The organism is Secundilactobacillus kimchicus JCM 15530 (genome assembly GCF_001433995.1).
Taxonomy (GTDB): domain Bacteria; phylum Bacillota; class Bacilli; order Lactobacillales; family Lactobacillaceae; genus Secundilactobacillus; species Secundilactobacillus kimchicus.
In genome coordinates, this window is record NZ_AZCX01000002.1 from 202,476 (window position 1) to 227,350 (window position 24,875).

Genomic DNA, 24,875 nt, shown 5'->3' on the forward strand with positions numbered 1-24,875 from the left:
CAGAATTGGTGGTGCAAGGGTTTGGTGGGACGGTTTCAAACGCTTTTTTTCAGGTTTCGATAGTGGTAAAATGGATTATCGACTTTACGAATGGAGGGGTCATCATGGCAGCGTCGATTAAACAACAAGAACAAGCGCATTTAGACAACGTCATTGGAAAGATCAAGGTGGCGCAAACCAAGTCTCAAGAACGCATTGATCAAGCTGAACAAGATGAAGGCGCAATTCGTGATAACTTCCAAAACGACTTGCGGCTGAAGACTGATTCTTATGAAGGAATGATGGAAACTGCGTTGTCCGTTCGCCAGCAACAACAGTTGTTGAGTGAACGGCAGAACAGTTGGCAACATGCCACGGACCAGTTAGCCACGCTTCAAAAGTTGGAGAAATCCCCGTATTTTGCGCGGATTGACTTTCACGAGACGGGTGAGCCCAAAACTGAAACCATCTACATTGGTCTCGCGTCCTTTTCGGATCGGCCGGACCATTTCCTAGTATACGATTGGCGGGCGCCGATTTCTAGTATCTACTATGACGGCGGCCTAGGTGAAGTGACGTATTTGACGCCAGATGGCGACCAAACAGTCAACGTTAAATTAAAGCGCCAGTTTCAAATCGAAGACGGCCAGATTAAGACCGTCTTTGACACAGACGAGGCGGTTGGTGATCAAATGTTGTTGGACGCGTTAAGTGAGCAGTCCGACACGAAGATGAGAAGCATTGTGACCACCATTCAAAAAGAACAAAACCAGATTATTCGGGATACAAAGTCCGATCTGCTGTTCGTTCAAGGTGCGGCCGGTTCCGGGAAAACGGCGGCTGTTTTACAGCGGGTTGCATACCTTCTATACCGGTACCGCGGACGGTTGAATGCTGGGCAAGTGATTTTATTTTCACCTAATCAGTTGTTTAACGACTATATTGACCAGGTGTTGCCTGAATTGGGCGAACAAAACATGGTCCAGATGACCTATTATCAATATGCGGGCCGGCGGTTACCCAAAATTCAGATTGAAACGTTGTCACAGCGGTTCAGTGAGGATTATTCACAGGCTCAGCAGGCCATTGACCGGCTTAAGAGCAGCCTAACGTTCTTTAATGCCGTGACGGCTTACACGAACCACCTCGAAAAAGAAGATATGATTTTCCGAAACATTAATTTCCGTGGGAAGCCCTTCTTTAGTAAGGAAAAAATTCACGATATTTATTACAGTTTTAACGATAACTACAATTTGAAGAACCGCATTGATGGTACGAAGGAGCAGTTGATCAAGCAATTGAATCGACGGGTGAGCTCTGAAACGCGAACGAAATGGGTGGAAGAGGCAGTTCAGTCCTTAAGTAAGGAAGAAATGGACCGACTTTTCGGAGATGAACCACGAGAGTTTGATTCCGAGGAAAAGGAATTTCAATTCTTAGCTCGAAAGATTGTGATTCGTGCGTTCCAACCAATTCGCCAAGCGGTTGTTCGAAACCGGTTCTTAAGTATTAATTCTCAGTTCATTCACATGTTAAAGGCAATGCCGTTGATTGTGGACTTGCAACAAGCCGGAATTTCGCCGGCCGACTGGCAAGCTAGCGTGGATCAAGCAGTCGCTGATATGAAGGCGGGGACGATGACGTTGAGTAACGTCACTCCATACCTGTACCTTTATGATCAAATCGCGGGCAAGCACGGTGAACGGGATATGCGCTACGTGTTCATTGATGAAATTCAAGATTACACGCCGTTCCAGCTCGCCTTTTTGAAGTTTTCGTTTCCACGCGCACGCTTCACGTTACTTGGTGATCTGAACCAAGCCATTTTCACAAAGGAAAATAGCAAGACGCTATTGTCGGAACTTAGTACGATGTTTGACCCTGAAAAAACCCGGGTCGTGCAGCTCACACAGTCGTACCGGTCCACACAACAGATCACGGACTTTACCCGCCATATTTTGATTAACGGGGAAGCCGTGACCGCCTTTGCGCGAAACGGGGATTTGCCGCAAATCAGTGTGCCTAAGACTGTCTCAGCGGCTGTGGACCGCTTGATTGATCAGGTTGAGGTTAACAATGCGGCTAAGGAAACGACGGCTATCATTGGTAAAACTCTCAGTCAATGTCGCGACCTTTATGAGATTTTACAAAAACGAGGGGTTGCAGTGACGTTGATTCAATCCGAAAATCAACGGCTTGCAGCAGGCGTTATTATCGTACCGTCTTACTTGGCGAAGGGGCTCGAGTTCGACGCAGTCGTTGTTTGGGACGCGTCGGCAGCCAACTATCACGATGAGGGTGAACGGCAACTGCTTTACACCATTTGTTCGCGAGCTATGCATCAGCTCACCGTTATTGCGACCGATGAATTATCGCCGTTATTTGACACAGTGCCAACGGATGAGTACGAGCGGGTTGATTAGTCAAAAAAACGAATCTGGATAATAACCAGGTTCGTTTTTGATAGTACCGTATTTTTTGGCCAGTTTAGGGTATAATAAAGCCATTATTGAGAGAGTTAAGACGAAGTTTTGAGGCGGACGCAGCATGGCAGATTTTATGAATTACGATGTTTATACGAAGGCCCAGTGGCGCGATTTTTATCAGGATGCGTCGGTGCCCTTGACCCAGTCGAGTTTACGGCAGGTTCAAGCTTTTAACGACCAGATTTCACTTCAAGATGTTCAAGACATTTACATCCCGTTGATCCACTTGCTCGACTTGGAGATTCGGCAGTTTGATCAGCACCAAAACATGCGGGCGGGATTTTTGCAACGCGAACCGCGACACGTCCCTTACATCATTGGCATTGCCGGGTCGGTGGCCGTGGGAAAGAGTACGACCGCACGCTTATTAGAGGTGTTGATGAACCACTTTTTTCCCACGAAACGCGTGGAACTCGTGACAACGGACGGTTTCTTATACTCAACGGATGAACTGAAACACCGCGGGTTGCTGGATCGCAAGGGATTTCCAGAGAGCTACAATATGAAGGCGCTCATCAAGTTTTTGAACGATGTAAAGTCGGGGAAGCCGTTGTTGGAGATTCCGGTGTATTCTCACCGAGTTTATGATATTGTGGCTTCCGAAGTCCAGCAGGTGGTTAAACCAGACGTCTTGATTGTGGAAGGTATTAATACGTTGCAGCTACCAAGTACGGAGCAGGTTTACGTGTCTGATTTTACAGATTTTTCAATCTACGTTGACGCTAATGCCGGGTTAATTGAAAAGTGGTTTCTCGAACGGTTTCACGCTTTATTAGAGCTAGCGCGTGATGACCCATCAAACTACTACTACAAATACGCCGTCGGGGATCCGCGGGTGGCAACAGAGGCTGCAAAACGAACCTGGCGGAGTATTGACCTGCCCAACTTAGCCGATTATATTTTGCCAACTCGTAACCGGGCCGAACTGATCATTCATAAGGGCGAACACCATATTGTCGACCGGCTATTGCTACGAAAATACTAAGTCAAACCCGAACAATTAAATGTCTCTCATTATAATTGACCGGAATTTAATTTATCTGTACAATGTTTAATAATGTAAGATGCTACCAGTGACTAGATTAAGAGGTGAATGGATTGACCAAGGTGGACTTATCGTCCTTTGATAAAATCATTGTGCTGGACTTCGGTAGTCAGTACAACCAGTTAATTACCCGTCGAATCCGGGACTTCGGGATTTACTCAGAATTACTATCCCACAAGATCACGGCCGACGAAGTGCGTGCCATCAATCCCAAGGGCATCATCTTCTCAGGTGGTCCCAACTCCGTCTATGACGAAGACGCAATGCGCGTGGATCCTGAGATCTTTGAACTTGGAATTCCCGTATTGGGCATTTGCTACGGGATGCAGCTGATGGCCTATACGTTGGACGGCGGTAGCGTCGATTCGGACAACGGTCAGTACGGCCGGGCAGCCATTGAAGTGACGGATCCAAACGCGACGCTCTTCAAAGGCACGCCGAAAACCCAAAATGTATGGATGAGCCATGGTGACCTCGTGACCCAGGTGCCGACCGGCTTTACAGCGGTGGCAACGAGTCCTGATTGCCCGATCGCAGCCATGCAAGATACCGACCGTAACTTCTATGGCATTCAGTTCCACGCCGAAGTTCGGAACACGGATTATGGAAACGAGATTTTACACCACTTCGCCTTTGACGTTTGTGGCGCCGAAGCAAACTGGTCAATGGATGACTTCATTGACTTGCAAATTCAACACATTCGCGAAACCGTTGGCGACCGTAAAGTATTGCTCGGCCTCTCCGGTGGGGTGGACTCATCAGTGGTTGGCGTGCTGTTGCACAAGGCCATTGGTGACCAACTCACGTCAATCTTTGTTGACCACGGCCTTCTACGGAAGGGCGAGGCCGAACAAGTGATGGCGAGCTTGGAAGGCAAGTTTGGGTTGAACATCATCCAAGTTAACGCCCAAAAGCGGTTCTTGGATAAGTTGGCCGGCGTTAGCGACCCTGAAAAAAAGCGGAAGATCATCGGTAACGAGTTCATCCAAGTCTTTAACGACGAGGCCCAAAAGCTCGACGGGATTGATTTCTTAGCCCAGGGAACGCTGTACACCGATGTGATTGAAAGTGGAACCGACACAGCCCAGACCATCAAGTCACACCACAACGTGGGTGGCTTACCAGAAGACATGCATTTCGAACTCATCGAACCACTCCGGTCCTTGTTCAAGGACGAGGCACGGGAACTCGGTGAAAAGTTGGGCATGCCTTCAGATCTTGTTTGGCGTCAGCCATTCCCAGGCCCAGGTCTCGGTATCCGGGTTATTGGTGAAATCACCGAAGAAAAACTTGAAATCGTCCGTGACAGTGACTTTATCCTCCGTGACGAAATCAAAAAGGCCGGCCTCGACCGCGATATCTGGCAATACTTCACCGTCTTACCAGGTATTCGCTCTGTCGGTGTCATGGGCGACGGCCGAACTTACGACTACACAGTCGGCATCCGGGCCGTCACCTCAATCGACGGTATGACCGCCGATTTCGCCCACATTCCATACGAAGTTCTGGCCCAAATCTCCACTCGCATCGTTAACGAAGTGAAGCACGTTAACCGCATTGTGTACGATGTGACGAGTAAGCCGCCTTCGACGATTGAGTGGGAATAATTCCGATTAAAAAATAAGACAACCAGAGTGAAATTAAGTTAATGGCAAGGCGGCGTAAAGCCGATTAGCCAAAACAAAATTTCGCGATGGTTGTCTTTTTTGTTTCTTTTTGTGGTGCCAGAAAATTATCTTATCTGGTACCCCCTAAATTTGTTTATCAAAACCTGAGTATTGCTGTTCCAAAGTCCTACTTCGCTAGCTTCAAATATGACGTAAACGTTGAATCCGGAGCAGTCATATTCTTAATCATATTCTGATCGAATGATTTGCTAGGAAAGGTTAGGGCAAAGGGGATTTTTGTTGTTTCGTAAGAGGTTGCGCTCTTGCTTGAGTTTGTGGGCCGGTAGTTCACAACTGTCATCGAATACTGACCTGAATGGTACTGGCCATACGAACTGCCTTCATCATCATCCCAATCTGTCTTGAGGTCGGTGAACTGGACACCATAGTCTCGATTCCATTGCTTACCGTCATATTTTGAAACGATAAAGGAATTGTTAGAATTAAAACTCCGGTAAGTATCGCCTGTTTTGGGATTTGCAGGCTGTCCGCTGAAGACTTTTTTCAGGTCGCTGGAAATACTAGAAATAGCGTTCTTTTTAGCATAAAAGAATGAATTGTTGTCTGAAACGACTGCCAACGAGCTACCTTTAATTGGAAATACGTGTGTTGCTCCAGAATCGCGGCGCATGAACGAGTATGCGGGGAATGTGTAAGCTATGCCACCGACTAATGTTTGACGACTTGAAGTCTCAGGAGTCGATGTTGCAGCATCGTAGAAGGCTCTAAATGTGCCAATTAAGTTGTTATTATTATCAACAACGATAGGGATTCGATAGCCCACCCGAGTTGCCTTTGAATCCTTGTTAACAGTCTTGGGGAGTACGAGTGGCCGGCTGATTATCCGATAGTTGTTTTTTGCAAAGTAGGCTTCTTTATAGCCGACAACCGTGTTGTTGATGAAATTCACGACTGTTTTGATTTGAGCTTTACTAGGTAACTTTGCAAAACGTTTATATGATTCTAGATTTGTGGCGGAAGACGACAGGTCATAACGACGAGTTAAACGGCCGTACGAGGTAGGTGCTTTAGCGCCGTTTTTTTCATATAGGCTAGCGGCACTTTCAAAGGCGCCACGTTTCAAATAGCCGCGCCAAACCCAACCGTATTTATAGCCATTACCTACAAAGCCACCAATGTGGTAGTAGACAGCTCTTTTACGACCATTTTGCAATACTGCGCTACTCTTCAGGTTGTAAGTGACGGTCGGGTAGTTATTTAAATTTCCAACTGTTTGTGTATGACTCCGATTCCACATAGAGGCGCTCTTGCCCCAAGTTTTCTGAAAATAATACTGGTTATTATACTTTTTGGTCTTAACCACACGATACGCTGCTTGCGCGGGGACTGGCGGTGTTGATTGTAACATGGCGGCAGTGGCTAGGCTAGCTAGTATACCGAGACCTAAACTGAGATATTTGGTTTTCATAAAGTGAAGCCCCTTTTCAAATAATTAGCATCCCAAACATTCTAAATTATAGCACAACCGTTAATTTACCCCATGACCCCTCCATGACGCCACCCCTGCTTGAGCCCCCAATTCCAATCATGCTATACTAAACCAACGTTGATGTGCCAAGCCATCCTGGTGAGCGATCATTCAACAACTGAATGGAGGATCGACATATGGATGACGTGTTTAGTAAAGCGCCGGTACCTAAGGCGTATATGCATCTGGCGTTGCCAGTTGTTTTGGGGATGGTTAGTAGCATGGTTTACAACCTGGCTGACACCTTTTTTGTTGCCAAAACGGGCGACGCTAATTTAGTGGCGGGGGTTGCTTTGGGGGCGCCGCTTTTTACATTTATGCTGGCAGTTGGTGATATTTTTGGGCTTGGTGGGAGCGCCTTGATTTCGCGATTGCTGGGGACGGGTGACCACACACAGGTTCGCCTGCTTAGCTCATTTTGCCTCTATGCCTCAGTAATCATTAGTTTGGTGATCACCGCCTTGATGCTGATTTTTGAGCAGCCGATTCTGACGCTCCTTGGGGCAACAGCGGCGACTCGCGCCGATGCGGCGGGATTTTATCGGATGCTGGTCGGTGGGGCCGTGTTCATTATTGTGTCGCTCGTGCCCGGTAATATCATTCGGACGGAGGGCTTGGCCAAACAGTCGATGGTCGCCACCATTTGTGGGACAGTTTTGGCGATTATTCTGGACCCAATTTTTCTGTTCGTGTTCAATTGGGGCGCTGCCGGTGTGGGTTTGGCGAACGTGATTGGATTCGCCTTAAACACCGGAATGCTGCTGTGGTTTACGAAGCGTCAATCCCAATATTTGAGCATTTCACCTCGCGTGGCCAAGGCTTCCAAAAGTGCGCTACTGGCAATTTTGGTCATTGGCATTCCGGCTTCACTGACGAACTTCATGCAAAGTTTCGGGATGATGATTCTGAACCAACAGTTGGCGGGTTATGGCGCAAATGCGGTGGCCGCCATGGGAATTGCTCAGAAGATCTACTCGGTCGTGATGCTGGTTATGGTCGGGTTCGCCTTTGGTGCTCAGCCACTGATTGGCTATAATTTTGGTGCCAAGGCTCACAAACGGTTGCGGGAGATTTTACGGTTTGATTTCAAAGTGGAGCTCGGCTACGCTTTAGTGGTAGCGGTCATTTTGATTGTCATTGCCCGGCCACTAGTGTCGGCCTTTATGGCCGACCCCAAAATTGTGGCCATGGGCAGTGAGATGTTACGAGCCCTACTCATGACAACGCCCGCGGTTGGTGCCATTCTAGTTTTTACAACCGTCTTTCAGTCCACTGGACAGGCTATCGGAGCGCTGGTTCTGGCTATTTCTCGTCAAGGGGTTGTTTTCGCCCTTGCCGTGTTCTTGATGGCGCACTGGTGGGCGTACACCGGTGTGATTTTCGCCCAAGCGGCTGCGGATGTGGTCACGTGTGCGATTGGCTGGTGGCTGTATAAGGTCACTCAGAACCGACTTTATCAATAATTATTGCGGAGCATCGCCAGTTGGCGGTGCTTTTTTTAGGTTGGTTAATAAGTACTTGAACCTGGATAACTGGCAACTTAGATGGTTATTCGTCTGATAAGTGAAGAAATCCTGTTTTTGGATTATTTCTGGACCTCTAGTTAAGAAGAAAGAGTCAGCTATAATTGTTGCAAATTAGTGTTTCAGTCCCCAATTTTAAAGTTGGAAGAGGTGTTAAAAACGGCTAGTAAACTGATCAAAAATAAATTAGAACACTATACATTTTTCGAAAAGTGTGTCATTATTATGGCATAATATTATGAGTCTAAACGATTGATAGATGATTCGTTGAGGGCATTTGTTGAAGTCATTACTCGATGAAGTCAATAACCGAACTGAACCTTTTTTGAAATTTGAGTGATGGCTTTTGAAATGGGAGGAATTTAAGATGTTAGGAAAAAATAACTGGCAACGAGTTGGTCAAATGAACTCAAAAAGGCATTATAAGGCCTATAAAGCAGGCAGCCATTGGGTTTTTGCGACCATGACGAGTTTAGTTCTAGGTGCGGGGGCTCTTTTTGGGACTAGCGTGACGGCTGATGCCGCAACAACTGACCCAGCGACTGAAACAGTCGCAGCTAAAGCGGCGGCTAACAAACAGTCAACAGATTCGCAGTCTCCTACTAATCCAGCAACTGCACCCAGTGTCGATAACACTAATACCCAAAAACTGGCGACCTCAGCTTCGGATTTACAAAGTGCTGTTGATACAGCAAAATCGACCGGGGTGGCGGTCACTCAAAATCCATCAAAAACGATTACTACAACGCCGGATAAATTAGCGACAACGGCAGATCAAGTGAAGGCTGACTACGAAAGCCAAACTCAGGCGTTAAACCAAGCAACTGATAAGCAAAAGGCGAATAACAGCACGTATGCGAGTGATAAGGAAAAATATGACAAAAATGAGGTCACCATTAATCCGGTCAATTCCGGATGGACTAAGGAAGCTTTGGTTAAATTATTAGCCGGAAAAGGTCATAAAACGGATGTGACCGACGCAACAAAAGTTACCCAAGAAGAAACGACTGCTGCGTCGGATGAGGCCAAAAAGGCTGCTCAAGTGACTTTAAAAGCGGGTAATACGGTAACTGATAAGGATGGTCAGTCAATTAAGGATGGTTACCAAATTACTTTAAGTGGTGATACAAATCCAACTTGGACGTATAATAATGCGTTTGTCGACCCAGCAACGGGTCGGATGATCAGTGTGGTTGAAACAATCTCTGGTTTTGTGCCGCTTGATGGCGCAACCGATACTCATTTGAATGTTCACACCGACAGTATCGGCTTTCAGCCATATAATACTAAGAGTATTTCCGCACAGGTAAAATACATTTACGCTGATACGGGTGAGGCTGCTAAGATCGATGCAGTTGTTGGCTTTGGTGATCTTGATGGCAACCAGGGAATCAGTGTTGACAACGATTATGCCACGCTCGTTAGAGGGAAGGCTATCTCTGCAGTTTCACGGGATAATACGGTCGTTTACCAGGACACAGCACTGCACACGTTTGATGCTAATAATCCTGATGGTCAGGTGTGGGTTTTGCAAAAGGGAATTAGTGAAACGGATTATACGTTCTATGACGGGTTTAGAGCTGACGGTAAAGTTGACAATAATTGGCCGCTCCAAAGCATTGGTGGCCTTTCATTTTCTGTCAATGTTCCGGTTGCACCAACTCTAACCACTGAAAAAGGAAGTTACACGGAAACGACGATCAAGGTGGCGACTAACTATACGGTGCACTATGAAGGCGCCGGGACCGCAACGCCTGCAGACGCCGTGATCCCGGTTAATTGGACTGGGACGTATGACTCGGCAACGAATAGCTACACATGGACACCAGATAACCCAAACATCAATGTTGAAACGCCAAAAGTTGAAAATTATAGTGCTCAAGCCCGGGCAGGATGGACATTAACTAACACGACCAACGATCCGGCCAATCAGACATTGACTGTTGCTTATCAGCAGCATGGACAAGTCGGCGAGACCGACACAACGGAGTTAATCGTTCGGTACGTTGATGAAAAAGGTAACCCAATCTACCCTGAGAGTACTACTACGGGTAAAATTGGTCAGCCTTTCGAGGTAACAGCAGTCACGATTCCTGGGTACGTTCCATCGGCACCAACTAGTGTGAAGGGCACTTATGATGGCAACCAGATGACGGTGACATTTGTTTACCACCAAGTTTCGGGGAATCCGATCCCAACAACACCAACGACACCGACAGGAACAACCACGCCAACACCGACAGGAACAACCACGCCAACACCGACAGGGACACCCACGCCGACACAGCCTCAGACGCCGACGGATACACAGCCTCAGACACCCGGTAACGAACCTGGTAATCCCACGCATCCTGAAGAAAATGAGCCAACGGTTTCTGAAAAGAAGTTAGTTCAGGAATCGAAGAAAAAGCAACATCAGGCGCCAACAGTTACATCGACCAAGCACGTTGGTTCTGCGACCAAGACGGCCAACCACCAGACAACTGACAGTTCAAAGACTGCTACCAACGGTGACGCTGCGGCTAAATTACCACAGACTGGTGATCAGTTGTCTCAAAGCTGGACCGCAGTTGGGGTTAGCTTACTGGGAATGTTAGGTTTATTAGGATTAACGAAAAAGCGTCGTCATACCCATTAAAATGTCAAAAAGTTGTTACCGTTTTTTGATGAGGGTGAGTCGATAACTTGAAAAATACTAAGATTAAATTAAACGCTAATAATAGCCGGTTAATCCTTGATGATTAATCCCTATAATTAGAGGCTCCAAAAGGGGCCTCTTTTTGTTGGGTTAAGCAATGTTCGACAAAGGCAAGACATCATAGCCAAAGAAAACCTTTTCAGGTGCTATCATAGGTCCGTAATATCGTTGCCGTAATGGGTTTTAAACATTCTAGGAGGCTAACTATGGGGATAGACCAAGAAAAACGAAACTTAACCGAAGCACAAAAGCTACGACTCGTTTCAGGTCATGATTTTTGGCAGTCTGAGTCAATTGCAGACGTGGGGATTCCGGCAATTCGGATGAGTGATGGCCCTCATGGCCTACGCTATCAGGCGACGGAAAGCGATCATTTGGGGATTAACGAAAGCGTTGAAGCGACGGCTTTTCCGACGGCTAGTGCTTCAGCGAATAGCTGGGATTTAGGGTTACTGCGGCAAATGGGTGAAGCCATTGGTGGTGAAGCGCGTAGTTTAGGCGTGGATGTTGTGCTCGGACCTGGGGTTAATATCAAACGCAATCCGTTGGGCGGCCGTAACTTTGAGTATTTTAGTGAAGACCCACAGTTAGCAGGTCAACTAGCGGCTGCGTGGATTTCTGGGTTGCAGAGTACCGGCACTGGCGCCAGCTTGAAACATTTTGCAGGCAATAATCAAGAAACGGATCGGTTATTATCGGACTCGTTGATCGACCAAACCGCGCTCCACGAGCTTTATTTGGAAGCCTTTCGGATTGCAGTCATGACGGCACAACCCGAAACAGTAATGAATGCTTACAACAAGGTCAACGGGACCTACATGAGTGAAAATACTTATCTACAAACCACTGTGTTACGGGATCAATGGGGTTTTCAAGGCGCCATCGTGACAGACTGGGGCGCCCTGAATAACCCGGTTGAAAGTGTCAATGCGGGCACCGATTTAGAAATGCCCGGTAATCAACACTTTTTCATGGGAAATCTCAAAAAGGGATTAGCGTCAGGCGCTTTAAAACCGGCAGCATTGGATCGTGCTGCGGACAAAGTGACCGCTATTGCCACGACTCAACGGCCCAAAGGTATCAGCAATCGGGAAAAATTGTTGAGCAGTCATGCAGCCTTATCACAGAAAATTGAAGAAGAGTCCGCCGTTTTAATGATTAACCGTGATCAGGTTTTACCTCTAGATCAACATCAAGACGTTTTATTGGTCGGTGAGATGGCGCGGCATACGCGGTTTCAAGGTGCGGGGTCCTCGCACATTAACGCCCCTGAGGTCGTGTCAATCGAGAAGGGGTTACGACGAGCTGGGGCTACAGTGGATTACGTTGCCGGCTATTCGCTCACAGGCAAAGGTGACGCCAGCCTAGTGGCCGAAGCCGCTCAAGCTGCCCAGAAGGCGTCGCAGGTTGTGGTGGTTGTTGGCTTACCCAATGAGGCTGAGTCTGAAGGGTTTGACCGGCAGCATATGCGGTTACCTGACAATCAAAATGAAGTGGTATCGGCGTTGACTGCCGTTAATCAAAACGTTGTGGTTTTACTCGTGGCAGGCGCGCCAGTCGAGCTGCCTTGGCGGTCCGAGGTTGCCGGCTTAATGGCCTTGTATTTGGGGGGTGAGCGGGTCGGCGCAGCAGCGGCTAACCTGTTATTGGGCGAGATTTCTCCAAGCGGGCATTTGGCAGAATCCTATCCCGTTTCGTATGCGGACGTCCCCAGCAGTGCGCTGTATGGTCAGAACCTGCGGTCGGTGCCGTATGCCGAAAGTCTTTACGTCGGGTATCGGTACTATGATAAGGCGAATCTGGCGGTGGCCTTCCCGTTCGGCTACGGATTAAGCTACACGACGTTTAACTACGGTGAGCCACAACTCAATCGACACGTACTGGGCGCTGATGAGGCCGGTTTAACCTTGACCTTGACAGTTGAAAATACGGGTAACGTAGCGGGAGCAACCGTGTTACAGCTATATGTGAGCGCCACTGACCAAGACCAGTTGATACCAGAAAAGGCCTTGCAGAAGTTTAGAAAGGTGTGGTTAGCACCGGGTGAACGACAAACGGTCAAATTACCAATTGAAAAGCATGCATTTGAACGCTGGCAGGATGACCGTCAAGCATGGCAAGTTGCGCCTGGTGGTTATCAGATTTTTTTGGGGACTAGTAGCCGGAATAAGATTGCAACCTTTGACGTCCAAGTTGCGGGTTCGCCGTTAGAGAAAGCCTCGATTCCAGTGTGGTATCGGCAGCCCAATGGTCAGCCGACAGTTGGCGACTTCGAATCATTGAGTGGGCTAAAGCCAGCACCGTTGCCAGAGCTTCAAGCTGGTCAATTGACGCAGATGAATACGCCACGGGAGTTGAGCCGTTTTTCAACTATCGTCAAGAAGGTCACTGAGATGATTTTAAGCCAAATGCAATCCCAAGCTGGTAACCAACCAGGATCACCGGAAGCTGCATTCTTAGAAACCATTGTCTTGGATACACCGTTGATTCGACTCGCTCAACAATCAAGTGGGTCGCTTAAAAAGTGGCAAGTCACATCATTAGTGTGGCTTGCCAACCATTCGCTGCAACGGCACTAATTAAAGGGGGAAGGCGTTATGGAACAACCACAGCACCAACTAACCACCCAGACAAGCTCTCCAGAACGGTTTAGTTTCTGGAGCTACTTCACCGGTCAGGCGATGGTTCAAACGATCCTGACAAATTTTATTGCGACTTACCTGATGCTTAACGGTATTCCGCTTGAACACATCGCGCTGAGCATGTTTGCAGTGAAACTCTGGGACATCGTCAATGACACTTTTTTCGGCGTCGTTTTTGATAAAATTAAGTTTAAAAGTGGCCATCGCAGCATTCCGTGGATTCGACTAACCCTAGTCCTACTGCCCGTAATGACCGTGGTTGTGTATCAGATCCCCGATGGCTTAACGCCCACGGGTAAGTTGATTTGGTTCATTGTCACCTATGTTTTGTGGGATAGTGCCTATACAGTAAGTGACGTGCCCATTTATAATTTGGTTACGATGATGACGACGAATTTAAACGAGCGCAATTCAATTCTGTCATTAGCCCGGCTATTTGCGCTCATTGGAGCTTTTATCACTGGGATGTTGACGCCAATTTTGGTCAGCGAAAGGGTGGGGTTCTCGTTTGGAAACACCGCAATAGTGGTTGCCCTTTTGGCCGCATTAACGATGATTCCCATTGCCTTTTCAGCTCAGGAACGGGTTCATCCTAAGGGCGAAAATCAAAGGTATGGATTGAAACAAATTGGCGATTCAGTACGAAAGAATAAATATTTGTCGCGCTTTTATTTAGGCTATATTGCGGCCGGGGTCTCTCTGACAAATGCGCCATTGGATCTATTTGTGTCCTATTTCTTATTTGGCAGCGCGTTGTTTTCGTCGATTGCATTAATTGTTTCGTCGGTACCAATTGGATTAATGTCGGTGTTAATGGGGACAATTCTGAAGCACGTTGATAAGTTTAAACTGTATTATTGGTCAAACGTGGCGTTCATGGTGTTAGGAGTGGTGGTCTATCTGGGTGGCTGGCACAGCGCGGTATTGTACCTCGTATTACTGGGACTCAGGTCGATTCCTCAAGGGATTGTTTTGACCCTGAACCTGACGTTCACACCGGATATTGTGGAATACGGGCACTTTGTGACTAAAAAAGACATTCGTGGGATTGCTTTTGCGATTCAATCCTTCGCAGCTAAATTTATCACATTGGCCCAACCACTGGCCCTGCTCGTCCTAAGTCTTTTTCCGTGGCAAACGACTCAGGCTGGTAGCTTTTCGGAACTGGCTCGCGACCACATTGTTCAAACATTGCCGGCTTTAAATGGCCTTTGGATCACGGCAACCCTCGTTCCGGTGGTTGGGACACTCATTGCATTGATACCCTACAGCCGCTACCATCTGCACGACAAGGACGTGCAGTTAATGGCACGAGCGAACGCTGGCGAGATTGCCCGGGAAGAGGCGGTGGCAGGATTGTCGGCTGAGTTTAAGCGACGGGAAAAGATTGGCTGAAAAGTCATGTCAGTTATTTTCCGCCCCAATTTTTGAATGAAAGGCTAGCCTTACTGTTTTTAGAGATGAATTACAGGATGATAGGTTCCCATAAAAAGATAGCTTGCCAAAAGTATATACAGTGTATATACTTTTTTAAAAGGGAGGTGAATATCAAATCATGGCTACCACTAAATTAACCGCTTGGGGCAACTCGTATGGTATTCGGATTCCTAAAGCACTACTTAAAGCGCTTGACTGGCAACCGAATACCGAATTGAGTTTAAGTCTGGATCATGATCAACTCATCATTCAACAGCTTGCCAAGGTTAGTACGGTTAACCAACCGCTTGACGACCAGCTAATCAACCGTTATTTTCCAATTCCTGATCAACTGACAGGCGTTGCGTTAATTGATGGTAATCCCTACGCTTACAACATTAAAAATCCTTGGCAAATAACGACACCACAATATGCCAAAATTATTGCGGTCAATCAAGGTACCGTCTATGCGGTTGTCATTGAACCACCAGCTGATATTACTCAAGCTTTAAATTTCAAACTTTAAAGGAGTCGATTCAATCATGTTAGCCTTTTTCATTACCTTAGTCATTGTTGTATTAATTATTTTACTATTGATTGCCAGTATCAAAATTGTCCATTCTGGTGACGTGAAGGTCCTTGAACGCTTTGGGAACTACGTTAAAACGTTACAACCAGGGCTTCATCTTGTCGTTCCAATCATATATGCTGTTCGTCAAACCGTTTCACTGCGTCAGCGGCCGCTTCAAATGGATCCGTTTGATGTGATTACCAAGGAAAACGCCACGATTCAAGTAGAGGTTTCGCTGAAATATCACGTTAATGACGTAGAATCTTACGTGTACAAAAACGAAAACTCCGAAGAAAGCGTCATTTTAGACTGTCAATCTAGTCTTCGCGGTATTATTGGAAATATGGAACTCAACGACGTTTTAAATGGGACAACCAAGATTAACGCTAGTTTGTTTACTGAAATTAAAGACGTTGCTAGCAGTTATGGTGTCTCGGTTGATCGGATTAACATTGGTGAAATTACCCCAAGCACTGAAGTTCAAGCATCAATGGATAAATTAATTACCGCTAACCGAAACAAGGAAGCCATGATCACGGAGGCCCAAGGTTTTAAAGAAAAGACAATCCAGGAGGCTCAAGGACAAGCACAACAAGTGACCATCAACGCGCAGGCTCAAGCTGAACAAGTTCGGATTGCGGCTCAGGCTCAAGCCGACCAGATTAATCTGTTAGCTAATGCTGATGCTAAACGAATTTCGGTCGTAAACCAGGCCGTCCAAGACAGTGCACTTGACGATAAAATGTTACAGTATCTGGGTCTGAAAGCCTTTGGATCCTTAGCTGAGAGTGATAGTAACACGATCGTTATTCCTAGTAATTTAACCGGTCTTGCTAATATTCCGGCTGCTAAACAGTTGTGGAATAGCGATGAAGTAAAATAACTATGAACACTACCGGTACGGTAAAGATTGTATACGTGATGGGATGCTTGGGGTGTGAGGAGAAACGTATTTAATCTATCTTTTAGTCTGCCCAAGATATAAAAAAGTGGCCTGGAACGTACGGTCGGTATTTTTGAGAGGATTGACGGAATGTGATTAAAATTGAATTTAATCAAGGCCTGCAATTGGAAGAATTATTGACTTTATACAAAACCGCTGATTTTGCTACGGAAAAGTTGACCGACGATTTAACAAGGTTACAAACGATGGTTGATCACACACCTTTGATTGTAACCTTGAGAGAAAATGAACGATTAATTGGAATGGCCCGTTGTTTAACAGATTTTGAGTATAGTTGTTATTTAAGTGAGATTGTGGTTCTATCGGCGTATCGCGGCAGGGGAATGGGGAAACTCATTCTACAAAGTATCGAGAATTATTTAGGTTGTCGAGTTGCTATAAACTTACGAGCGGATCCCAGCGCGATTGGATTTTACTCCAAAGTGGGATATGAACCAGTTGATAATATGTTTCGGATTCATCGGGAGGGTTAGGCATGATTAATTATTCTGCAACGGTTAAAATCAGTTCGCAACAACTCATTGAGTTATTTGAAGATTCTGGAATTCAACGGCCAACAAATGATAAACTAAGAGTTTCGAGAATGATTAATAATGCAAATTTATTGTATACAGCCTGGGATGGAGAAACGTTAGTTGGTGTGGCCAGAGGGTTTAGTGATCAGGCGTATTGTTGCTACCTATCAGATTTAGCCATAAAAAAAGACTATCAGAAGCAAGGTATTGGTCAACAATTAATTCAAAAAATTCATAGCGATCTGGGTCCCAATATATCACTTGTGTTAACTGCAGCACCGACAGCTAAGGGGTATTATCCTAAAGTTGGATTTGAAAACATTGACTCGGGGTTTAAGCTGGCACGGAAATACTAATTGCCAATATTTTATGAAATTTTTTGAGGGTAGCGCTCAGAACCGTTTGTTCATATTCTGATGGTCACCAAAATACCCAAATAAAAAATCGTCGCAATGAGGCCTACCCCTAAAGTTAAAGTGATTTCACTTTAACTTTAGGGGTAGGCCTCACAATTTGCGACGATTTTTTATTAACCAGTTTATTCAGCTTCTACGCCATTTCCACGACTCTGAAAAGCACTCAGAGCAGCTCGGGCGATGGGGCCAACAATCAACAACTGTAAAGGCAAGGCCATGAACAAGTTGAAGATCCAAGTGTGTAGGTAAGTTAAGACAATGTTGCCACCAAAGTTGGCGGTCACGATCATGCCGAATGCTGACATCAGGGTCACCATTCCAGCAACCATTAAAACGGAGATCCAGATCCCGATAATAGCGGGTGTTTGTTCCATTTTAGGTTTGAAAATATGGTTGAAGAAAATCTTCTTGGCAGTTGGGCCAACAACGCCAAGGTCAAGAATTAACGCAATGACGAGTGCAAGGGGGTAGCCTTTGAGGACTTCAAGCACGTAACCTGCAGAGAAGCCGTCACTTAATGCGACGTTGTAACCGGCCATGACGAAAACCATGAGACCGGCCATGATGAGACTGAAAAAGATTTCTTCTTTAAAGTTTTTTGGCACGAGTGTAACTCCTTGGTGTGAGTTCAGAATTTTGGCAGGTAGAGTCAGCGTCAAAACGCCTATACGGAACCAATGACAAAAGTTTGTCACTCACAGCAACTATTAACACTACCAGAAAAATTGGCGGAGCGTAAGGATTATTTTCAGAAAATAGTAAAAAAATCGGTTTTTTTCTGAAAAAGCGCTACCAGCCATCGCTCAAGCGAGTCCTTATCAGTGACGTCTCGAGTCAATCCATTATAATGTAAGAAAAACGATGTTGTGAGGTGGTAGCGAATGGATAAAACCAAGGCAGCCTTATCATTTAATAGTGTCTTATTGCTAGGAATTAACGGGATTATTGGCTCGGGAATTTTTCTCTTACCGGGGACCTTGTTCAAGGCCGCGGGTTGGGCAAGCTTGGCAACCATCGGTTCAGCTGGTTTGGCAACCCTAGTGATTGCGATGAACTATGCAGCCATGGCTTCTAAGATCGATGAAGACGGTGGTGCGTGGGTGTACGCCAATCAGGCCTTTGGTCCTCATGCCGGGTTTCAAATTGGCTGGTTTAGCTGGTTTCTTGGCGTGATCACGATTAGTACGGAAACCGCGGCTTTCCTGACGACGCTAAGTGGGTTCTGGCCAGCAGCACAGCATCGATCGGTCTACGTTGGAATTGCGTTGCTTATTCTTGGCGGCATTACGCTTTTAAACTTTTTCGGACCTGGAACGATGAAAGTGATTGATAACTTATCCAGCACAGTCAAAGTTGGTCTTATTTTGCTATTCATTGTTGGGGGCGGGATTTATTTAGGCCTTCACAGTGGTCACCCAGTAACAACCGGAGGCGCCGGCCATCATCCGATAAACGCCTTCACAACGGCATTTTACATGTTCACTGGTTTTTCATTTTTGCCGATTGCGGCTAAGCAAATGAAAAACGCAGAAAAGACGCTGCCGCGTGCCCTTGTTGTGGTCATGATCGTGGTGACCTTGCTCTATATGTTGACGCAGTTTTTAACAATCATGCTGTTGGGTTCCACTGTGATGATTGAGAAGCTACCAGTAGCCGCAGCGTTTATGCACGTTTTAGGGTCTGCAGGGCGAGGCCTCATATTGGCCGGAATGTTAGTGTCGACCTTGGGAGTTGCGATTGCCGTATCATTCGATACACCAGTGGAGCTGGCATCGTTAGCGACAGAGAAGAAATTGCTGCCACGTGAATTCGGTCGTCAAAACCGCTTTGGGGCTCCGATTATTGCGTTGTTATCTACCATGGGCCTGGCGATTTTACTGGTCTTAAGCGGCAGTTACCTCTTCTTAGTTAACCTCATCGTGTTAAGTTCGTTTGTGCAATACATTGCCACAGCGTTGTCCCTACTAAAATTACAGCCTGATCAAACATTACCCCGTGGGGTCCGGCTATGGGGTGGGCCAGCAATTCCGCTAGTTTCACTGGCGCTGCTAGCTTACCTCATATTTCAGTTCAATTCTCAGACCTATGCGATTGGGGTGGCGTTTGCCATAGTTGGTGAATTGATTTACTGGGCGGATAATCAGCGAAAGAAGAAATCTGTCTAAGCGATTGGATTACATTTTACAACATAAAACGTCACTAGTTTTGAAGACCATAAAGCCCTGCTCAACGGATTGGCATTATCCAAGGAGCAGGGCCTTTTGTGTTGAAATAAATCGCAAATGGTTAGTTAGTAGTGGCTGTAGTAGACTGGCGGTGAATCCGACTAGTCATAAACAGGGACGGAATAATAATGAGCAATGTTAAACCAGTGGCCCACAAGAAACCTGTCTGATAAGCGCCAACGAGTTGAGCCGTCGACGTCATAGTGTGGCTTGACACGTAAGCACTGATGACAGTTGCTAGAATCGCGGAACTGAATCCGCTGCCCAATTGTTGAAATAAGTTTGAAGCGACTGACGCGGCGGCTGAGTCTTTTCTGTCGATGCCGACAAAAGCGTCTGCCTGCGTTGCGGATTTAACAGCTGCACCGCCAACGCCACGAATAAACATCGTCACCGCAATCAGCCAGTAAGGACTTGAATGGTCATAGAAAATAAACGGGGTCGTACTGAGGGTTGTGATGATGACGCCACCAACGGCCACGAATCGGCCTCCAATTGAATCAATCAATCGACCGACGAGGCCACGGGAAAACAGCATACCCAGGCTTTGGGGAACAAGAGAAATTGCGGCCATCACGACGGACTCTCCCCGCACGTCTTGAAAAAACAGCGGCAAGATGAGCATGGGGCCACTGGTGACAAAACCAGCAAGAAAGGTGGCGACCATCGTGGCGGAGAAATTACGGTGGGTGAACAGTGTCAAGGGCAGCACTGCCAACGGGCCGCGGCGATAAGCGAAGAGAAGGTAGCCGATAATGCTAATCAGACCCACTGTTAAGCTGAGTAGCGTGGTACGATTGGTAAAATTCCCATGGTTGCCGGCGAGAACAATGCCGTAGACGATGCTGCTTGAACTAATGACCAGTAGGATCGTACCAATCCAGTCAAGCCGCTTGGTAGGATTTTTAGGTTCAACGGGTGGGACAAACTGAATGAGAAGAATAATGGAAAGAATGGCGATTGGTAAGTTGATGTAGAAAATCCAGCGCCAAGAGAGGTATTGAACGAGCAGACCGCCAATAATTGGTCCTACCATGGGGCCAATGGTCAGTGGGACGCCGACAATGGCCATGATCCGGCCCATTTTATCGGGCCCAACCGAATCAACTAACATGGTGAATAGGAGCGGTAAAATTAAGCCCGCAGCAAACCCTTGAAAAATTCGGGCGATAATGAGGAAGTTAATATTGGGCGAAACACCAGCGGCCAATGAGGTAACCGCAAAGGCAATTTCGGCGTTTCGGTAGACCTTATTAGCGGCGAAATGGTCGGTGAACCAACCCGAGAATGGGACAGCGGCTCCCATTGCTAGTATGAAGTTAGTGACCACCCATTGCACTTGGCTCAGGTTGGTATTAAATTCATGACTCAGTTGATTAACCGCGATATTGACCATGGTTGAATCAAGCATGGGTGCAAAAGCTCCCAGAACAAGTACCCAGCCAATAATGATGAGGGGACGGGGAATGGGATCAAGTTTAGTTTTATTAAGGTTCAAGAAATGTCCTTCTTTCTTTATAGATACAAAATGTAATTAAAACAACAAACAGTACTATACGCGCTCAATTTATAAAGTCAACGTGTATCTAAAAATAAAAAATTGTATCTAAAATCCACGGACCGTCATATAATAATTTTTGAGGTGATCAGATGACAAACCGCGCGCCTAGGAAAACAAATCAAGAACTACTTCATGATATTTACTCGGCCACTCATGAATTACTGAAAACGGAGGGCTATCCAGCCATCACGTTTAGTCGGGTAGCTAAAATGGCTCATACTGGTCGACCGGTCCTATACCGTCGTTGGAACAGTCCGTTCTCAATGGTAGTTGCGGCCGAAGAGTATATGAATAATGAATCCGATGATTACTATGAGTCAGTTGACTATTCTGGTCACACGTTACGCGAGAACTTGATTGCGACAATTAGCCATTTTAATGGGTCCCCGGAATATATTAAGGCCTTTCTAATTGAGCTGGGAAAAGGGTCGGCAGACGTGATGACATTTATGGCTGACATGCAAAAACAAAACATTAGAATCATGGATCGAATTTTTGCCCAGGCTCAAGTAACTGGTGAAATTCAGCGGTCGACCACTGAATATGTCAAACTATTACCGTTTAACTTGTTGATGCATCAAGTGATGATGACGCAAGACGGGCTGGACGACCGGTTTGTGGCAGAGATGATTGATACGGTTGTATTGCCAGCAATTATGGCGCAACAACCGGCGTAATATTTGCGACCAATTAAAAAGGGACTTCTATCCATCGACTTATATAAGTCATTGGATAGAAGTCCCTTTATTGATTAAACAATCGCTATGATCAAGGCTCAAAATCTGCTGTTGTCTGAATCCGCGTCAATAAGGAGAGTAACACTTGCTTTTCCTCTGAAGTGACCGGGATACTCACGCGTTCCTCTAAATCAATGAAAATTTGGCGCACAGACTGAACTAAAACCTGTCCCTCAGGCGCCAAGAAGAGCTGTTTTTGGCGTTCATTATCTTTGGTGATCTGGCGACTAATTAGATCGCGGGCTTCAAGGGCCTTGATGATGTTGGCCGTGGTGGCCTCAGGCTTCCCCAGATACCGAGAAAGCTCTTTTTGGATGGCGCCAGGATGGTGTGAAATAAAATTGAGCGTCTGGGCCTGGCGCATATTAAGATGGTGTTGCTTGAGCCTTTTTTGAATAAAATGTTGCTCACCACGGGTGACCTGAAAGATGGTCTCCACTAATTCATTGTCGTTTCCAAGGTCCATTTAAGGCGCCTCCAGTCCATTGTTTTAAAGTTTGTGTCTATTTTAAAATTTACAAGTCATCTAGTTGACAAAGCTTTTAAAGTAGGATATTCTTCATACTTGTAATTACAAGTATAAGTTTACCACAGGGAGGCCATTATGTCTTTAACAATCGCTCAAATTGAAGCTACAAAACAAGAATTCAAGGAAAATATTGCCCGGAGCGGCTTAAGTCTGGATGATCTAGCGCTGGTATTGAATACCACCCCAGACGTGATTGCTCAGTCGATTGCTATGCATCCCAGAAGAATAGAAGATAATTGGATTATTCGCAATTTTTTGATGAAGTACATGGCAGACAACGGTATTGAGGTGGTGCCCTTTACGGCTTTGTTGGGTGACTACCATGATTATTGGTTTTTAGACGATCGAGTGGTTGAAAGAGGGCTCATCGGTTAGTGGTATTTGAACGTTGCGAGGTTTTAATAGCATGGATAATGAGTTTGTAACTTGTATTTTGGAAACGCAAGATCAGAGAGCCTAGTTTAAATGAAAAACATACTCACTGTGGTGAGTTAGTCCTAAAATAAAAACGCTCAGGATACGGAGGCAAGAGTGAATGCAAAAAGCAATTGTCATTACCGGTGCTAACTCGGGTCTGGGATATGAGGCAACAAAACAAATCGCTCAGACAACGAACGATTATCAAATCATCATGGCGTGTCGGAACGTAGAGAAGGCAGAGGCGGCGCGGCAAAGAATTGTTCAATTTGTTCCTGAAGTTGATCTAGTATGCTTGCCGCTTGATACGGCTTCGTTAGTGAAGGTTCGGGCTTTTGTCGATGACGTTCGCCGACTTGATGTTCAGTTAGCGGGCTTGATTTGTAATGCCGGAGTCGCCGGAACAACCGTTTATCAAACAGAGGATGGGTTTAATAACATCTTAGAAACCAACTATCTTGGCCATTTCTTGTTGACCCATTTGCTGATGCCGATGATGACCCCAGACGCTCGAATCATCAACGTTAGTAGTGACCGCCACGACGCGCCGAAGGATCTCACTTGGCCAGGTGTTGAGCAATTAGCAACTAGCGGTAAAGATGAACTGGTTGATCGGCGGAGTTATTCGTACTCCAAGCTTTGTATAATCTTGTTTACTTACAAATTAGCTCAGCAATTAAAAGTGAATCATTCCCGAATGACGGTCAACGTTGTCAACCCTGGACTCATGATTGAGACGGGGTTGGCTAAGGACAAGTCGCGGTTTACACCTGAAATGTTGGATCACTTCAAAGACCTTAGGGCTACCGCCGAAGCATCAGGTGACATGTTGACGGATCTGATGCTAAACGCCAAGTTTGCCAACACTTCAGCGAAGTACTATGACCGTCGTAGCACCAACCCAATTCCGTCATCAAAACTGTCATATCAGAAGGATATTCAAGACGAGTTATGGCAATTCAGCATGGAAAATGTTGGTCTTGCCAGGTAATTGATTTGTCCCCGAAATAAATTAAATAATCGTTAATGCCCCACGACGTGCGCTGGATAACCAGTGCACGTTTTTTTAGCCGAAAATTGGGGTAAATTCTAGTTGACAAATGTAAACGAAAGATCTAAAGTTTAAGTACAATTACAAATGTAAACGAAAGAAGGCGATTCATTTGACAGTGACCGCAACGGAAATGACTCCCGCTGAGTGGGAAGTCATGCGGGTGATTTGGACGATGGGCGATCTTGGTAGCAATGACATTATTAAAGCGGTGCAAGAGAAGCGGGCCTGGACGGAATCGACCATTAAAACGTTGCTTCGCCGGTTAGTGAAGCGGGGCGCGTTGTCGACGAGCGCGGCGGGTCGGAAGTTTATTTACCATCCTGAAATCGCTGAAAAAATCGCGATGGAGGAGACGAGTACCGCGTTATTCGATCACCTGTGTGCGATGAAAAAGGGTGGTGTGTTGGTGAATTTGGTGGCAGAAACCGAGTTGAGTCAGACCGATATTCAACAACTACAGGATTTGCTGGCAGCTAAAGCTAAAACCGCCCCTGAACAGGTGGCGTGTGATTGCTTAGGGCCTAATCACGAACAAGATTGTACTTGCAGTCAGGAGGCGTCAACAAATGATTAAAATAATGGTGTTAGTTATCGGCGTGGCTTTAATCGGCTTTATTGCCTGGTGGTTCTTTGGTAAACATGAGGTGGCAACGGAAGTGGCGGATGTATCAGAGCAGGGCCAAAGCGTTGACATTACTGTTCAAGGTGGCTATTCGCCCGAAGTGGTGGAACTAAAGGCGGGTGTGCCAGCCACGTTGAATTTTACGCGAACTGATCCTTCGACGTGTCTGGATCGCGTGGTGTTTTCAGACTTTGGTGTTAATCAAGAATTGCCGATTAACGAAACGGAATCCGTGACAATTGATACCAGTCAACCTGGCGAGTATCAGTGGGCTTGCGGAATGGATATGTTTCATGGAAAAGTTGTTGTGAAATAAAAC

General features: G+C 46.2%; 21 protein-coding genes. 17 read left to right on the forward strand and 4 right to left on the reverse strand.

Annotated features, from left to right (window positions below; genetic code table 11):
- Positions 1–104 precede the first annotated feature (104 nt).
- From helD to guaA, 3 genes are all read left to right on the forward strand, one after another.
- Complete coding sequence (gene helD, locus FC96_RS03430) at positions 105–2,402, forward strand: RNA polymerase recycling motor HelD (protein ID WP_056942020.1); 2,298 nt, start codon at positions 105–107, stop codon at positions 2,400–2,402.
- Between the two features lie 124 nt (positions 2,403–2,526).
- Positions 2,527–3,450: a type I pantothenate kinase gene (gene coaA, locus FC96_RS03435; RefSeq protein WP_056942021.1), complete on the forward strand. Its 924-nt coding sequence runs from the start codon at positions 2,527–2,529 to the stop codon at positions 3,448–3,450.
- Between the two features lie 113 nt (positions 3,451–3,563).
- Positions 3,564–5,117: a glutamine-hydrolyzing GMP synthase gene (gene guaA / locus FC96_RS03440; RefSeq protein ID WP_156403146.1), complete on the forward strand. Its 1,554-nt coding sequence runs from the start codon at positions 3,564–3,566 to the stop codon at positions 5,115–5,117.
- A gap of 187 nt (positions 5,118–5,304) precedes the next feature.
- Here guaA and FC96_RS03445 read toward each other — a convergent pair whose 3' ends face one another.
- Positions 5,305–6,606 carry a hypothetical protein gene (locus FC96_RS03445; protein WP_056942023.1) on the reverse strand — a complete coding sequence of 434 codons (1,302 nt, stop codon included), beginning with the start codon at positions 6,604–6,606 and terminating at the stop codon, positions 5,305–5,307.
- A 197-nt stretch (positions 6,607–6,803) separates the two neighbouring features.
- On the opposite strand from FC96_RS03445, the gene FC96_RS03450 reads away from it, so the two are divergent.
- The 8 genes from FC96_RS03450 to FC96_RS03485 all read left to right on the forward strand — a co-directional run bounded on the left by FC96_RS03450 (position 6,804) and on the right by FC96_RS03485 (position 17,351).
- Positions 6,804–8,129 (forward strand): MATE family efflux transporter, encoded by a 1,326-nt coding sequence (locus tag FC96_RS03450; RefSeq protein ID WP_056942024.1) that lies wholly within the window; start codon positions 6,804–6,806, stop codon positions 8,127–8,129.
- 427 nt (positions 8,130–8,556) lie between these two features.
- Positions 8,557–10,827, forward strand: coding sequence for a MucBP domain-containing protein (locus FC96_RS12835; RefSeq protein ID WP_056942025.1), 2,271 nt, complete (start codon positions 8,557–8,559; stop codon positions 10,825–10,827).
- Between the two features lie 266 nt (positions 10,828–11,093).
- Positions 11,094–13,466, forward strand: coding sequence for a glycoside hydrolase family 3 C-terminal domain-containing protein (locus tag FC96_RS03460; protein WP_056942026.1), 2,373 nt, complete (start codon positions 11,094–11,096; stop codon positions 13,464–13,466).
- A gap of 18 nt (positions 13,467–13,484) precedes the next feature.
- Entirely contained in the window at positions 13,485–14,924 is a 1,440-nt protein-coding gene (locus FC96_RS03465) for an MFS transporter (RefSeq protein WP_056942027.1), read from the forward strand.
- 160 nt (positions 14,925–15,084) lie between these two features.
- Positions 15,085–15,471 carry an AbrB/MazE/SpoVT family DNA-binding domain-containing protein gene (locus FC96_RS03470; RefSeq protein WP_054659316.1) on the forward strand — a complete coding sequence of 129 codons (387 nt, stop codon included), beginning with the start codon at positions 15,085–15,087 and terminating at the stop codon, positions 15,469–15,471.
- Positions 15,472–15,487: 16 nt separating this feature from the next.
- Positions 15,488–16,399, forward strand: a complete 912-nt coding sequence (locus tag FC96_RS03475) for an SPFH domain-containing protein (RefSeq protein WP_054659318.1) — start codon at positions 15,488–15,490, stop codon at positions 16,397–16,399.
- A gap of 152 nt (positions 16,400–16,551) precedes the next feature.
- Positions 16,552–16,953, forward strand: coding sequence for a GNAT family N-acetyltransferase (locus FC96_RS03480; RefSeq protein ID WP_054659320.1), 402 nt, complete (start codon positions 16,552–16,554; stop codon positions 16,951–16,953).
- 2 nt (positions 16,954–16,955) lie between these two features.
- Positions 16,956–17,351, forward strand: coding sequence for a GNAT family N-acetyltransferase (locus FC96_RS03485; RefSeq protein WP_056942028.1), 396 nt, complete (start codon positions 16,956–16,958; stop codon positions 17,349–17,351).
- Positions 17,352–17,533: 182 nt separating this feature from the next.
- Here FC96_RS03485 and FC96_RS03490 read toward each other — a convergent pair whose 3' ends face one another.
- On the reverse strand, positions 17,534–18,016 hold the full coding sequence (locus FC96_RS03490) for a DUF2798 domain-containing protein (RefSeq protein WP_056942029.1): 483 nt from the start codon (positions 18,014–18,016) through the stop codon (positions 17,534–17,536).
- A gap of 276 nt (positions 18,017–18,292) precedes the next feature.
- Here FC96_RS03490 and FC96_RS03495 point away from each other — a divergent pair, with 276 nt between their 5' ends.
- On the forward strand, positions 18,293–19,576 hold the full coding sequence (locus FC96_RS03495) for an APC family permease (RefSeq protein WP_056942030.1): 1,284 nt from the start codon (positions 18,293–18,295) through the stop codon (positions 19,574–19,576).
- Positions 19,577–19,697: 121 nt separating this feature from the next.
- Here FC96_RS03495 and FC96_RS03500 read toward each other — a convergent pair whose 3' ends face one another.
- Positions 19,698–21,134: an MDR family MFS transporter gene (locus tag FC96_RS03500; protein WP_056942031.1), complete on the reverse strand. Its 1,437-nt coding sequence runs from the start codon at positions 21,132–21,134 to the stop codon at positions 19,698–19,700.
- A gap of 152 nt (positions 21,135–21,286) precedes the next feature.
- Here FC96_RS03500 and FC96_RS03505 point away from each other — a divergent pair, with 152 nt between their 5' ends.
- Positions 21,287–21,874: a TetR/AcrR family transcriptional regulator gene (locus FC96_RS03505; RefSeq protein ID WP_056942032.1), complete on the forward strand. Its 588-nt coding sequence runs from the start codon at positions 21,287–21,289 to the stop codon at positions 21,872–21,874.
- Between the two features lie 91 nt (positions 21,875–21,965).
- On the opposite strand, the gene FC96_RS03510 is transcribed toward FC96_RS03505, so the two are convergent.
- Positions 21,966–22,400, reverse strand: a complete 435-nt coding sequence (locus tag FC96_RS03510; RefSeq protein WP_056942033.1) for a MarR family winged helix-turn-helix transcriptional regulator — start codon at positions 22,398–22,400, stop codon at positions 21,966–21,968.
- Between the two features lie 138 nt (positions 22,401–22,538).
- On the opposite strand from FC96_RS03510, the gene FC96_RS03515 reads away from it, so the two are divergent.
- The 4 genes from FC96_RS03515 (at position 22,539) to FC96_RS03530 (ending at position 24,872) form a co-directional block, all read left to right on the forward strand.
- Positions 22,539–22,838 (forward strand): DUF2316 family protein, encoded by a 300-nt coding sequence (locus FC96_RS03515; protein WP_056942034.1) that lies wholly within the window; start codon positions 22,539–22,541, stop codon positions 22,836–22,838.
- Between the two features lie 160 nt (positions 22,839–22,998).
- Positions 22,999–23,871 (forward strand): SDR family NAD(P)-dependent oxidoreductase, encoded by an 873-nt coding sequence (locus FC96_RS03520; protein WP_054659328.1) that lies wholly within the window; start codon positions 22,999–23,001, stop codon positions 23,869–23,871.
- A 172-nt stretch (positions 23,872–24,043) separates the two neighbouring features.
- The gene (locus FC96_RS03525; RefSeq protein ID WP_235804708.1) at positions 24,044–24,508 is read left to right on the forward strand and encodes a CopY/TcrY family copper transport repressor; all 465 of its coding nucleotides are present in this window, start codon (positions 24,044–24,046) and stop codon (positions 24,506–24,508) included.
- Positions 24,501–24,872, forward strand: a complete 372-nt coding sequence (locus FC96_RS03530; RefSeq protein WP_054659330.1) for a cupredoxin domain-containing protein — start codon at positions 24,501–24,503, stop codon at positions 24,870–24,872. Before FC96_RS03525 ends, FC96_RS03530 begins: the two co-directional genes overlap by 8 nt.
- Positions 24,873–24,875 lie beyond the last annotated feature (3 nt).